This window comes from Pseudoduganella flava (assembly GCF_007830495.1).
In the GTDB taxonomy this organism is placed as follows: Bacteria; Pseudomonadota; Gammaproteobacteria; order Burkholderiales; family Burkholderiaceae_D; genus Rugamonas; species Rugamonas flava.
Map to the genome: position 1 here is coordinate 456,083 of NZ_VLKW01000001.1, position 14,405 is coordinate 470,487.

The window sequence follows — 14,405 nt, forward strand, 5'->3', positions numbered from 1 at the left end:
AGGGCGCCTCGGCGCCCTTTTTTCATGCCCGCAACATTTCCTAAAATCGGGGTCTGACCCCCAGTCTGGGAAATATTTCCAAAATCGAGGGACTGTCCCTCGACCTTGGAAATATTTCCTGAACCGAGGGACAGTCCCTCCCCGCGTTTGCTACATAAACGTCGTGAAAACGCATCAAAAGCGCGTCCTGGGCGTTGCCCGCGGGACAGCGATCGGCCGTCGCCAGAGGGAGCCGAGGGCGCGGCGGCCATGTTGCCAAAAAAGAGGGACTGTCCCTCGAATCTGGAAATATTGCCGAAATCGGGGGACAGTCCCCTGTCGTGCTGGCGCAACATGCTGTGGCGCGGGCGCAAAAAAGCCCTGCCGGCTTGCGCGGGCAGGGCTTGGTGACGCGGGGTACGGCTTAGAAGCTGTACGACGCGCGCAGGTAGTAGGTGCGGCCCAGCACGTTGGTGTAACGCGGGTCGTAGCCTGCCTGGAAGGTGTCTTCCTGGAAGGACAGCGGCGGTTCGCGGTCGAACAGGTTGCGCACGCCGAACGTGACCGCGTAGCCCTTCTTCTGCGCCCACGACAGGTAACCGTCGAACGTCGTGTACGACGCCACGCGGTGGTTGTTGTCGAACGCGTTGTCCGCATCCAGGTAGCCGGACTTGTAGTTCGCCGTCAGGCCGGCGCCGAATTCACGCAGGTTCCAACGCAGGTTGGCGGTGTTCTGCCAGCGGAAGATCGGGCCGGTGCCGCGGTAGGCGCCAACCTTCTGGATCCACTCGCCGCCTTCGGACGTCTGGTACTTGTAGCTGTGCACCCAGGTGCTGTTCAGCGACAGGTTGTACGTGCCGAAGTCCGTCGTACGCAGGCGGTATTGCGCGCCCAGGTCGACACCGTTCGTCTTGATGCTGCCCAGGTTCTGGGTACGCAGGTCGACATAGCCGCAGTTGGTCGGCGTCACGCACTGCGAGCCGTCGATCGACAGGTTGCCGGCCGCGTTGCGGTGGTACAGCGACGCGTACTTGATCGGGTCGGCGAACACGTCGTCTTCCGACAGGCTGTCGATCTGGTGATCCAGCTGGATCGCCCATACGTCGGCCGACAGCGTCAGGTTGCGCACGCCTTCGTAGACGACGCCGAACGTGGCGTTCTTCGACTCTTCCGGTGCCAGGTTCTTGTTACCGCCTTGCAGCTTCTGGAACTGCACGCGGCAGTTCGTCGCCGAACCCTTGCCAGGAATCGGCACGCCGTCCGGGCAGTTGATCGGGTCGTTCTGCGTCGACGTGTTGGTGTACGCCTGGGCCGAGTTGATCTCATACAGCGACGGCGCACGGAAGCCCGTCGAGTACGAACCGCGCACCAGCACTTCCTTGACCGGCTGCCAGCGGAAGCTGACCTTCGGGTTGGTGCTGTTGCCGAAGTCGCTGTACTTGTCGTAGCGGACGGCCGCGGTCACGTCCAGCGTCTTCAGCAGCGGAACGTTCAGCTCGGCGTATGCAGCGTACACGCTGCGCGAGCCTTCGTCATGCGCGTTCGGGTCGATACCCGTGCTGGCCACGACCTTCTCGGCGTATGGCGTGTTCGACTCGGACAGGAATTTCTCGCGGCTGGCGAGCCCACCGATTGCCAGTGCGGCATTGCGGCCGGCGCCGGCCCAGTCGCCCAGTTCGCGGCTGGCGTTGAAGTCGAAGGTCTTCGTCGTGCCCTTGGCGTTCTGGATGTTGCCGTTCAGCGCGGCAGCCATCAGCAGGTCCATGCCGGCGGTGGTCTGGTCGCCGAACGGGTTGATCACGCCGTCCAGCACGCCCTTCGTGATCATGTCGCCGTCGCTGTAGCCGTACAGGTTCACCTTGACCTTGTTCTCGTTGTACGAGAGGGCGGTCTGGTAATCCCAGCCGGCGATATTGCCGGACAGGCTGGCCACGAAGCGCTGCTGGCGGTTGATGTTCTCATCCGCGCGCGAACCGTTCGGCAGGTCGCGCCACATCACGTTGATGTAGCCCGGCTGTGCGCCGTCCGGCAGGCCGGATTCGCCGAGGAAGTTCGGATCCAGCGGAATGTTCGGCGTGATGGCGCCGGGGTTGCCCGGGTAGTACGGGCTCGTACGGTTCATGATCAGGCCGCCGTACGGCACCGGCGCGATCGCGCTTTCCACCTTGCTGCGGCTGACCAGGTATTCCAGGCCCAGCTGATGGTCGTTCGGCAGCTTCAGCGTGCCCTTGAACAGGCCGGTGGCGCGTTCGGAACGGGGGATGTAGTCGACGAAGCTCGACGTCGTCATCTTGCAGCTGGTACCGTCCGGGACGAGGTTCGGCGCGCTGGTGCAGTTCGGCGCGGCCGGGTTGCCGCTGTCGCCTTCCTGGTAGTAGTTGGCCGGGCTCGTGCTGCCGGACAGGCCGCCCGCATAACGCTTGTTGAACGGACGATCCAGGCCGCCTACGGCGCGCTGCTTCTGGAAGTCGGCCATCGCGAAGAAGTTGAAGCCATCCTTCTCGACGTCGCCGTAGCCGTAGCCCACGTTCGTGTTCACGCTCTGGCCGCCCGGGTGCTGCGGCGAATCGCCGCCCACCGTGACGATGCCGCCGGTGAAGTCTTTCTTCGTGATGAAGTTGATCACGCCGCCGACGGCGTCGGAGCCGTACAGCGACGATGCGCCGTCGCGCAGCACTTCGACGCGCTCGATCGCGGCGAACGGGATCATGTTCAGGTCGGGCGCCGAGCTGTCGAACGCGTTGTTCGCCAGGCGGCGGCCGTTCAGCAGCACCAGCGTCTTGTTGGCACCGATGCCGCGCATGTCGGCGAACGAAGCACCACCCGTGCCGGAACCGACGACCTGGCTCGTGGTCTGGGTCGGCTGCATCGCGGCGACGGTCGACAGCACCTGCTCGACGGTCGTGATGCCTTCGGCCTTCAGGTCATCCATCTTGACGACGGTGACGGGCACGGCGGTTTCCGCGTCGATACGCTTGATCGCCGAACCGGTGATCTGCACGCGCTGCATCGGCTGGTCGGCCTGCTGCGCCAGCGCGGGTGCCGCGATCAGGCTGGCTGCACCGGCGGCGCAGATCAGGCGGATCGAGCGGGAAAGGGTTGTTTCTTTGATCATTTATTGACTCCAATGTTTGTCCCAGCTCGCCCTGCAAGGCTGTGCTTGATCAGGGCGAAAGTGCATCAAACAACGTGGAGTTACCAATCGTCAACAGTATTTTTACTTCAATTGTTTCAATCGTGTTACATACAACACTTGCGTAATATTTCTGTATGAATTGTTTCAGGATGTAACGCATTCGTGATAGCAGTTGCATAAACAAAAAACCCTCCGCGGCCGAGGCCGGGGAGGGCTGACGTACCAGAGCCCGAATCAGAGCGTCACGCGCAGACCGGCGTAGTAGCGGCGCCCGATCGGATCGTAGACGCCCGCTGCCGTCTCGGTGCCCGTGTCGCTGCCCGGCAGGCCGGAAACGATCGGCGGCGCCTTCGTGTTGAACGCGTTGTCGATGCCCAGGTACAGCTCCCACTTCTTGCGGAACTCGTAGTTGACCTGGAAGTCCTGGTAGGTCTTCGAGCCGATCATCACGCCATTACGCGGGATGTCCAACTGGGCCAGGAACTGGTCGTCCAGCGCCGCCTTGCCGATGTACTGGGTGGTGCCGGAGATGCTGACCGGGCCCCATTTGTAAGCCAGGTTCAGCGAAGCGCGGTTCTTGGCCGCGACGTCGAGTTCGCCTGCCCAGTAATCGCGCGGCGCGCCCGGCGCCGGCACGTCGTAACCCTGGCGCAGCCAAGTCCACGACAGGCGGCTGGTCAGCCGGCCCGGCCCGACGCGGCCGGCCCACGATGCCGTCACGTCGACACCCTCGGTGGCCTTGCCGCCGCTGTTGCTGACGGGCGAGTCGATGTACTCCAGCGACCCGGCGCTGTTGGCGCCAACCTCGGCGGGGCGGCGGGTGATCAGGCCGCACAGCGATCCGTCGCCTTCATAGCAGTTCTGCAGCGCGTACTGGCGCGGCATGAACACGAGCGCGTCGGCGATCTTGATGTCGAAGTAGTCGATCGTGAACGTGAAGTTCTTGATCGCCGGGATATTGGTTGGCGTCCACACCAGGCCCACCGTCGTCGACCAGCCTTTCTCGGCCTTCAGGTTCGGATTGCCGCGGTCGTAGCCGCTGATGCCCTGGATGTCCGGCTGGGTCAGCGTGAACGAACCGTTGGTCTGGATGTTCGCCATCACGCCAGGGGCGGCCCGGCATGCCGCGTCGCGCGCGCCCTGCGACGTGGCGGTCACGCCGACGCACGGGTCGACGATATCGGCCGGGAACGTCTGTTGCGGCGGCTGGTACAGCTCGTTGATGTTCGGTGCGCGCGTCGACAATGCCCGCGTGGCGCGGAAGCGGAAGTCCTTGATCGGCGACCATTCGAGGCCGGCGTTCCAGCTGGTCGTGTAGCCTACCGTCGAGTAGTTGCCGCGGCGGACGGCGCCCGAGAAGTCGAGGCTGCGCGCGAACGGCTGGTCCTTCAGGATCGGCACGCGCAGCTCGGCGAACGCTTCCTTCACGTTGAACTTGCCGAACGTCGGCGGCAGTGCGTTGCCGGCGTTCAGGCCGGCCTGCGTCAGCGCGTCCGCCTCGCTGCTGGATTCCTCGCCGCGCCACTCGAAGCCGACGGCAGCGCCGACCTTGCCGGCCGGCAGGTCGAAGATTTCGCCGGAAATCGAGCCGCCCGCCAGCTTCTGCGTGATCTTGGTTTCCAGGCTGCCCGGCGCCGTCACGTACTTCAACGCTTCCGGCGAGATCGTGTTGTAGCCGAACACATTGATCGGCACGCAGCCCTGCAGGCGGGCATTCGGGTCGCGGCAGATGACCTCGGTGCGGTTGTTGTTATTGTTCTCGTCGTTCACGTCCTGGTAGGCTTCCAGCGCGTTACGGAAGTTCAGCACGTTGACCTGGCCCGTCGAGCTTTGCGACTCCTTCGTCTGGCCGTAGGCGATGTAGGTCTCGTACTTCCATTCGCGCAGCAGGTTGAAGTTGCCGTTGACGCCGGTGGCGAGGCGGAACGTGTCGCGGTTGGCCTTCGAGCCGCGGGTGCCCACCTCCGACAGGCGGCGCGTGAAGTAGTAGTCGCGCAGGCCGTCGCCATCGGTGTCGCTGATGCGGTCGTACAGGTACTGCGGCACGATCGGGTTCCGGCGCAGCACGCCGTTGACGAGGAACTCGGCGGGCACCTGGCCGCCGGTCGCCGGGTAGATGTCTTCCGCGCCCAGCGCGAACGGTTCGATGCGCGTCGACACGCGGGTCGCGGCGTAGTTACCTTCGAAGAAGATGTTGTGATTCTCGTTCAGGGCCAGCGTGCCCGTCGTCGCCAGCAGGTAGCGGTCGGTCGGCACGGCGATCGAGCGGTATTCGGAACGGTTGAAGCCGGTTGCCTGCTGGCCGTTGGTGCCGTTCGTGTTCCACGGGATGGGGGTGCCGTTGCGGTCGTACGTGTAGGTGCCGTCGTCGTAGAAGAAGCGGCCCTGCGGCGCATAGCTCGAATAGAACGGGCGGGTCACCTTGAACAGGTCGTCCGGATCGCCTGCCGAGTTCTGGTCGACGGCCGATGCCGGCCGGTCCTTCGAATACACCACGCCCTGTTTCGAGTAGCCGAAGTGGGTCATGATGTTGCTGGTGCCTTCCGCGTTGCTCGTGCCCCAGGTCAGCGAGAATTTCTTCTTCGTGTCGTCGTGCTTGGTGCTCTGGCCGCCTTGCGCGTCGACGATGATGCCGTTGAAGTTGCGCTTCGTGATGATGTTGACGACGCCGGCCACCGCGTCCGAACCATAGGTCGACGAGGCGCCGCCGGTCAGCATGTCGACCCGCTCGATGAAGTCGGTCGGGATCACGTTCAGGTCGACCGCCGTCTCGCCCGGCACGCCCGCCACGAAGCGCCGGCCGTTCACCAGCACCAGCGTGCGCGACGTGCCCAGGCTGCGCAGGTCGACCGTCGAGACGCCGGCGCTCGACGTCGTGAAGTTGGAGTTCGTGCGGCTGATCGCCGGAGCACCCAGGGTCGGGTTCTTCAGCAGCAGTTCCTGCAGGTTCGTCACGCCGGAGGCGGCGATGTCGGTGGCGGTCAGCACCTGCAAGGGCGATGACGATTCGGCGTTCGGCGACGGAATCCGCGAGCCCGTCACCTGCACCTGCTGGATCGGCGCTTCCTGCGCCATCGCGTTCATGCTCACCAGCATACCGCCCAGGCAGACCAGCCGGACGGACCGTGAAAGCAATTTCTCTTTCATTCTCTGCTCCCTCGTTGAAAAAAACGGCCCCAGCAGCGTTAGCTGCAAAACAACAATCTTCAGCGAGAGATATAAAAACTACAAATTCTTTTCGACGTTTTGCAAAGAGGCGTATGGAAAATGCAACGATATGGTCGAATGGCAGACGACTGTTCGGTATGGCGCCGTTCGAGACAGCGCCTGCGGCATCAGCCGTCGCCGAACAGCGCCGTCCACAACTGGCGCACGTGCGCCGCATGGGCCGCCACGCGGGCCGGATCGACGCGCGACTGCTCGCCGCCCTGCAGCCGGATCTGGTGCTGCAGCTTGCGCATCGCCCGGTAGGCATCGCCGACCTGCGCGGCCAGCGCCGCATCGATCAGGCCCAGCTCGCCGCAGATGCGCAGCAGCGCGATGTTGCCGAGGTTGCCCGTCAGTTCGCGGTGGGCGCCGGCATGCTGCAGCACCAGGTACTGGACGATGAACTCGATGTCGATCATGCCTCCGGCATCCTGCTTCAGGTCGAAGCTCTCCGGCCGGCTCGGGTAGGCGTCGTGCATGCGGCGGCGCATCGCCAGCACCTCGCGCATCAGATCAAGCCCCGTCACGCGCGGCGTGCGCAGCACTTCGCAGCGGATCTCCTCGAAGCGGCGGCCGATGCCGGTGTCGCCGGCGCAGAAGCGCGCCCGCGTCAGCGCCTGGTGTTCCCACACCCACGCCGACTGCTTCTGGTAGCGCTCGAACGCCTGCACCGACGACACCAGCATGCCGCTGGCGCCGTCCGGCCGCAGCGCCGTGTCGATGTCGAACAGGATGCCGGCGCTCGTGTGCGTCGTCATCCACGTGATGAAGCGCTGCGCCAGCTTCGCGTACAGGCCGGGCGCTTCCTGGTCGTCGTCGTCGTACAGGAAGATCACGTCCAGGTCGGACACATAGCCCAGCTCCTTGCCGCCCAGCTTGCCGTAGGCGATGACGGCGAAGCGGGGCACGTCGCGGTGGCGCTTGGCCACCGTCTGCCAGGCGGCATGGATCACGGCGGCGACGATGACATCGGCCAGTGCGGACAGGTGGTCGGCCAGCTTCTCGACGGTGAGGTCGCCCGCCAGGTCCTGCGCCAGCAGGTGGAACAGCTGGGCGTGGTGCACTTCGCGCAGGATGTCGAGCTGGCGTTCCGTGTCGCCCGCGGCCACGGCCAGCTGCGCGTCCAGTTCGCGCACCAGCACCTGCGGGTCGAACACGGCGTTGCGGATGCGCTCGTCCAGCAGCTCGTCGAGCAGGATCGGGTGCTGCGTCAGGAACGTCGCGGCCCAGGCGCTCGCGTGCATCATGCCGATCACCCGCTCCAGCGTGTGCGGGTATTCCGTCAGCAGCGACAGGTATGAGGAGCGCCGGGCGATAGCTTCCAGGAATTCCAGCAGCCGCCCCAGCGTGCCCAGCTGCGTGCCGACGGGGTTGTCGGCCGCCGCGCGGGCGATCAGCGGCAGCGCCGCGTTGATCAGCGCCACCAGCAGCTGGCGGCTGGTTTCCGGCATCGACTGCACCCGCGGGGCCTGCCACGTCCCTGTCAGGCGGCGGGCTGCCGCGGCCGGGTCGTCATAGCCCAGCGCGGCGAAGCGGGCTTCGATCGCTTCCTGGTTGTCCGGATCGGCGCACGCGTTGCTGGTGGCCGGGTCGATGCCGTCGTCGCCGCCCTTGTCGGCGAACATCGCATCGAACTGCTCGGCCACGAAGCGGCGGTGCGCATCGAGCTGGGCCAGCAGCGTGGCCGCATCGGGCAGGCCCATCATGCGGGCGATGGTTTGCCGGTCGACGTCGTGCGGCGGCAGCGTGTGGGTTTGCGCATCGTCCAGGTATTGCAGCCGGTGTTCCAGGTTGCGCAGGAACGTGTAGGAGTCCAGCAGGCGTTCGACGATGTCGGCGGCCAGCAGGCCCTTGTCCGGCAGCTGGCGCAGCGTCGCCCGGGTCGAGCGGTCGCGCAGGCTCGGGTCGCGGCCGCCGCGGATCAGCTGGAACACCTGGGCCAGGAACTCGATCTCGCGGATGCCGCCGCGGCCCAGCTTGACGTTGTGGCTGCGCTCCGGGTGCAGCCGCTCCTGCCGGTTCACCTCGGCGCGGATCTGCGCATGCATCGTGCGGATCGCATCGATGACGCCGAAGTCCAGGTAGCGGCGGAAGCAGAACGGCCGCACGATCCCATCCAGCGCGGCGATGTCCGCCGGCGTGCCGGTCACGGCGCGCGCCTTCACCCATGCGTAGCGTTCCCACTCGCGGCCCTGCACGATCAGGTATTGCTCGACCATGCCGAGGCTGGCGGCCAGCGGGCCGGAGCCACCGTTCGGCCGCAGCGCCATGTCGACGCGGAACGTGAAGCCGTCCTCGGTGATCTCGGCCAGCGCGGCGATCAGCCGCTTGCCGAGCCGGACGAAGTATTCGTGGTTCGACAGCTGGCGCTGGCCCGGCCCGGCGGCCGTGTCGCCATCTTCCGGGTAGACGAAGATCAGGTCGATGTCGGACGACACGTTCAGCTCGAAGCCGCCCTGTTTGCCCATCGCCAGCACGATCAGTTGCTGCTCCGCGCCGGACTCGGCGCCCGTCGGCACCCCATGCGCGGCGCGCATTTCGCCGTCGAGCTCGGCCAGGTGGCTGCGGATCGCGAAATCGGCCAGCCGCGTCACCGCCGTGACGACTTCGTTCAGGTCAGCCTTGCCTTCCAGGTCGCGCCGGATGATGGCAGCGATCAGTAGGTTGCGCAGCCGGCGCATGCCGCGCGCCAGCGGCAGCGTGTCGCCGTCCCGTTCCACCCTCAGCAGTGCGCCCAGATCGACGGTATCCAGCGATAATTGCGTAAGTGCATCAATCTTGTCTTGGCGATCGGGCGCGGCGGCCAGCCAGCGCTGGTAAAAGCGGGAGTCGAGGACGGGGGAAGGATGCATGAAAAGAGTTGGTAACGTTGTGTAATGATCGGTGCCGCGCGAGCCAGTCCAACCGGGCATTGCGGTAGAATGGGCACCTTCGCGGGAAGGATGAACGACCCGACATTCATTTTACGCCGCGGCAAGCGGCCGGCCTGGAAATTTTGTGTTGAAGGAACAAACGGCAGAAGAGAAAGGCGAGGCGACGCGGCCAGACGCCGCGGAGCCGGCCGAAGGGCCGATCGCCGCGCGCTGGCATCGCCTCCAGGCTGCCTACCGGCTGTGCAACCAGGCGTCGCACCACGTGCTCGGCTTCACGATCAAGCTCGTGCTGGTGGTGTACTTCGCGTTCGCCCTCGTGTTCCTGGCGCTGCGCTGGGCCGTGCTGCCCAATATCGACCGCTACAAGGGCGACATCGAGCGGGCGGCCAGCCGCGCCGTCGGCAATCCCGTCACGATCGACCGCATCTACGCTTCCTGGTCCGGCCTGCGGCCCAACCTGTTCCTTGGCGACGTCGTGCTGCGCGACCGCGGCGGCCAGCAGGCGCTGCGCCTGCCCAGCGTGTCGGCCACGTTGTCGTGGTGGAGCGTGGCGGCGATGGACGTGCGCTTCGAATCGCTGGAACTGATCCGGCCTGACCTGGACATCCGCCGCGAGCCGGACGGCAAGCTGTACGTGGCCGGCATCCACATCGACCCGAACCGCAAGGACGACGGCCGCGGCGCCGACTGGCTGCTGGCGCAGCGCGAGATCGTCGTACGCGAGGGCCGCGTCGTGTGGACCGACGCGCAGCAAGGCGCCACGCCACTGGCGCTGGCGGACGTCAACGTCGTGCTGCACAACCAGTGGCGGCGCCACCGCTTCGCCGTCAAGGCCACGCCGCCGCAGGCGCTGGGCGGGCGGCTCGACGTGCGCGCCGATTTCCGCCAGCCCGCGTTTTCCCAGCGGGCAGCGGACGTCAAGCAATGGCGCGGGACGCTCTACGCGGCCGTGCAGCGCGCCGATCTCGCCGCATGGCAGGCCTACGTGCCGTCGCCGGCCGACGTGCGCTCCGGCCGCGGCAGCGTGCGCGCCTGGCTCGACATCGATCACGCCCGCCTGAACGGCGTGACGGCGGACGTGGCGCTGGAAGACGTCGTGGCCGCGCTGTCGCCCGACCTGCCGCGGCTCGACGTGGCGGCGCTGCGGGGCCGCGTCGCATTCGAGGAAGACAAGGCGCCGCGCGGCGCCGACCGCCAGGCATCGTTCGGCGCGTATGGCCACCGCGCCAGCATCACCGATTTCACGCTGCGCACGCGCGACGGCGCGGCGCTGGCGCCGACGACGCTGTCCGAACGCTACACGCCGGCAGTGCGCGGCAAACCGGCGACGACATCCATCACGGCCCGTTCGCTCGACCTGAAGACCCTCGCCGAACTGGCCACGCGGCTGCCGCTGCCGCCGGCCCAACGCGCGCTGCTGGCCGACCTGGCGCCGCGCGGCCGGGTCGACGACTTGCGTGCCGAGTGGCAGGGCCCGCTGGCCCAGCCGGTGACGTGGCGCGTGCGCGCCGCGCTGCACGGCCTGGGCATGGCGGCGCTGGCGGCACGCGAGGCCGCGCCGGGCGACGGCAAGCATCCGCCGCTGCCCGCATTGCCGGCGCTGCCCGGCTTCGACGGACTGTCCGGCACGATCAACGCGGCCGATGACGGCGGCACGATCGAACTGGATGCGCCCGGCCTCGTGCTCGACATGCCGCAGTGGTTCGAGACGGCGGCGATGCCGTTCCACCAGCTCAAGCTGGACGCCGCATGGGCGCGCACCAGTGACGGCGGCCTGCGGATCAAGCTCGACAAGCTGGAATTCGACCAGGATGGCATGACGGGCACGCTGTCCGGCACCCACACGCTGCCGGCCGGCAAAGGCGGCGCACTAGCCGGTCCCGGTATCGCCGACTTCACCGGCACACTGAACGGCTTCACGATCAACCGGATCGGCCGCTACCTGCCGAACGCCACGCCGGAGCACCTGAAGCACTGGCTGACGGGCGCGCTGGAAGGCGGCACGGCGAACGACGTGGCGCTGCGCCTGGCCGGCGACCTGGCGCATTTCCCGTTCGCGGCCAATACGCCGGCGCGCGCCAAGGGCGAGTTCCGCATCGCCGGCCGCATCGTCGACGGCAAGCTCAATTACGAGCCGGGCTTCTACGGCAAGGACGGCAAGGCGCCGATGTGGCCGCAGGCCGAACAGATCCAGGGCACGTTCGCGTTCGACCGCGCGCGCATGGAGATCAAGGCCGACACGGCAAAGACGGGCAATGTGAACCTGACCAACGTGAAGGCCGTGATCGCCGACCTGGGGCACCACGACAGCGTGCTGGAAATCGACGGCAACGCGGCCGGCGCGATGCAGGACTACCTGCGCTACGTGGCGAACAGCCCCGTGCTGGAATGGATCGGCCGCTTCACGGACCAGACCACGTCCACCGGCAACGCCAAGCTGACGTTGCGCCTCGACCTGCCGCTGAACCACATCCGCGACAGTAAAGTACTGGGCACGCTGCAATTGCAGGGCAACGACATCACCTTGTGGAACGACATGCCGACCGTGCTGCTCACCACCGGCAAGATCGAATTCAACGAGCGGGGCGTCAACCTGAACGGCTTGAACGGCACGCTGCTGGGCGGCCAGCTGACGGTGGGCGGCGGTTCGCAGCGCGACGGCTCGATCGCCGTGCGCATCGGCGGCACCCTCACGGCGGAAGGCTTGCGCCGCGCCTACCCGTCGGCGGCTATGCAGCGCCTGGCCAGCCACATCAACGGCAGCACCCGCTACACGGGCTTGATCACGGCGCAGAACCACCAGTACCAGGTGACGGTCGATTCGTCGCTGGCCGGCGCCGCACTCGACTTCCCGGCGCCGCTGAACAAGGAAGCGGCGGACGCGTTGCCGCTGCGCTTCGTGCTGAACGGCGCCGGCGCCAACGAAGCGGGGCTGGCGCGCGACGACATCCGCATCACGCTGGGCAATGGCATCGAGGCGCGCTACCAGCGCCAGCGCCAGCACCAGGGAATCGAGCACGGCCCGTGGCACCTGGTGCGCGGCGGTATCGGCGTCAACGTGCCGGCACCGGAGCCGGACAGCGGGCTGGCGCTGGCCGTCAACATGAAGTCGATCAACGTCGACGACTGGCTGAACCTGGGCGGCGCGATCGCCGGCGCCGACAGCGGCGGCACGGCCGCGGCGGACGGACCCGGCATGGCGCAATACGTCGTGCCGGAGCTGATGGCCGGCCGCGCCGACGAGCTGTTCATCGCCAGCCGCAAGCTCGATGGCGTGGTCGTCGGCGCCACGCACCGCAACGGCACGTGGCAGGCCAGCATCGATTCGCGCCAGGCCAACGGCTACATCACGTGGAACGAATCGCCGACGGGACGCGGCCTGGGCAAGGTGACGGCGCGGCTGTCCACATTGATCATTCCCGAATCGGCGGCGGGCGACGTCAAGGACCTGCTGGAAAAGTCGGCCACGTCGCCGGCCATCCCGGCGCTGGACATCGTTGCCGAGCGCTTCGAACTGTTCAACCGGCCGCTGGGCAGCCTGGAACTGCAGGCCTACAACGCGCTGATCACGTCGACGCGCGAGTGGCGCGTGTCGAAGCTGGCGATGGTCAATGCGGACGGCGCGCTGCACGGCACCGGCCGCTGGGTCGCCCACAACGGCCGTCACGACACGGCGCTGAACTTCAACCTCGACATCACGGACGCCGGCAAGCTGCTCGAGCGCTTCGGTTTCGCCGATACGGTCAAGGGTGGCAAGGGCAAGCTGTCCGGCGACATCGCGTGGAACGGCTTGCCGTACGCGCTCGACATCCCCACCTTGTCCGGCAAGCTGGACCTGAACGTCGAGAAGGGCCAGTTCCTGAAGCAGGACCCGGGCGCCGCGAAGCTGCTGGGCGTGCTGAGCCTGCAGGCGCTGCCGCGGCTCCTGAAGCTGGACTTCCACGACGTGTTCGCCGAAGGCCTGGCGTTCGACGGCATCACGGCCAATGCCACGATCGATCGCGGCATCGTGAAGACGGAGAACCTGAAAATGCACGGCGTGCAGGCCACCGTGCTGATGGCCGGCACGGCGGACATCGCGCACGAGTCGACAAACCTGCATGTCGTCGTGATCCCGGAGCTGAACTTCGGCACGGCGCCGCTCGTGTATGCGCTGGCCGTCAATCCCGTGATCGGGCTGGGCAGCTACCTGGCCCAGCTGTTCCTGTCGGCGCCGATGATGAAGGCGCTGACGTACCAGATGCAGGTGACGGGGCCGTGGAAGGCGCCCGTGATCACGAAGCTCGACACGAACAGGATCGAATCCCGCAACGAAACACCGGCTCCCCAGAAACCCACCCGTACCCAGTGAGGAATCCATGACTATCGTCGCCGCCGTTCAGATGGTATCCACCCCCGTCGTCGAAGAGAACATCGCGAGCGCCCGCCGCCTCGTGGCCGAAGCGGCCGCCACCGGCGCACGCCTCGTGCTGCTGCCGGAATACTGGCCGATCATGGGCCGCTCCGACAGCGACAAGGTCGGCAAGGCCGAGCAGCTGGGCAGCGGCATCATCCAGCAGACGATGGCGGAGCTGGCGCGCGAGCACGGCATCTGGCTGCTGGGCGGCACCTTGCCGCTCGTCAGCGACGATCCCGCGAAGGTCATCAACACGACGCTCGTCTACGACCCGGAAGGCAAGCCGGCCGGCCGCTACGACAAGATCCACCTGTTCGGCTTCACCAAGGGCGACGAGTCGTACAACGAGTCGCGCACGATCGTGCCCGGCAAGCACGTCGGCACCGTCGACACGGCCGTGGGCAAGGTCGGCATGGCGATCTGCTACGACTTGCGGTTCCCCGAGCTGTTCCGGGCGATGGGGCCGGTGAACCTGATCGTCGTGCCGGCCGCGTTCACCTACACAACCGGCAAGGCGCACTGGGAAGTGCTGCTGCGCGCGCGGGCGATCGAGAACCAGTGCTATGTGCTGGCGGCCGCGCAGGGCGGCATGCACGTGAACGGCCGCCGCACCTGGGGCCACAGCATGCTGATCGATCCGTGGGGCGACGTGAAGGCCGTGCTGGCCGAAGGCGAAGGCGTCGTCCACGGCGCGCTCGACACGGCGTATCTCGACAGTGTGCGGGAAAGCCTGCCGGCGCTCAGGCACCGCACCATGTGAGGCCGGCGGGCCCGGCACGAATCCACTACAATGACAGCCAGTCATAGTTAGAAG

Annotated in this window: 5 protein-coding genes; 2 read left to right on the top strand and 3 right to left on the bottom strand. The window is 66.8% G+C overall.

The genetic code is table 11. The annotated features are described in order from the left end of the window. Positions 1 to 403 precede the first annotated feature (403 nt). The 3 genes from IP92_RS02050 to glnE form a co-directional block, all read right to left on the bottom strand. Entirely contained in the window at positions 404 to 3,094 is a 2,691-nt protein-coding gene (locus IP92_RS02050) for a TonB-dependent receptor (protein WP_145872853.1), read from the bottom strand. Positions 3,095 to 3,349: 255 nt separating this feature from the next. Next, positions 3,350 to 6,262: a TonB-dependent receptor domain-containing protein gene (locus IP92_RS02055; RefSeq protein ID WP_145872854.1), complete on the bottom strand. Its 2,913-nt coding sequence runs from the start codon at positions 6,260 to 6,262 to the stop codon at positions 3,350 to 3,352. A 188-nt stretch (positions 6,263 to 6,450) separates the two neighbouring features. Next, positions 6,451 to 9,174, bottom strand: a complete 2,724-nt coding sequence (glnE, locus tag IP92_RS02060) for a bifunctional [glutamate--ammonia ligase]-adenylyl-L-tyrosine phosphorylase/[glutamate--ammonia-ligase] adenylyltransferase (protein ID WP_145872855.1) — start codon at positions 9,172 to 9,174, stop codon at positions 6,451 to 6,453. A 145-nt stretch (positions 9,175 to 9,319) separates the two neighbouring features. Between glnE and IP92_RS02065 the strand changes: the two genes are divergently transcribed. Next, complete coding sequence (locus IP92_RS02065; RefSeq protein ID WP_260070395.1) at positions 9,320 to 13,546, top strand: YhdP family protein; 4,227 nt, start codon at positions 9,320 to 9,322, stop codon at positions 13,544 to 13,546. Positions 13,547 to 13,553: 7 nt separating this feature from the next. Continuing rightward, positions 13,554 to 14,351, top strand: a complete 798-nt coding sequence (locus IP92_RS02070) for a carbon-nitrogen hydrolase family protein (RefSeq protein WP_229418567.1) — start codon at positions 13,554 to 13,556, stop codon at positions 14,349 to 14,351. Positions 14,352 to 14,405 lie beyond the last annotated feature (54 nt).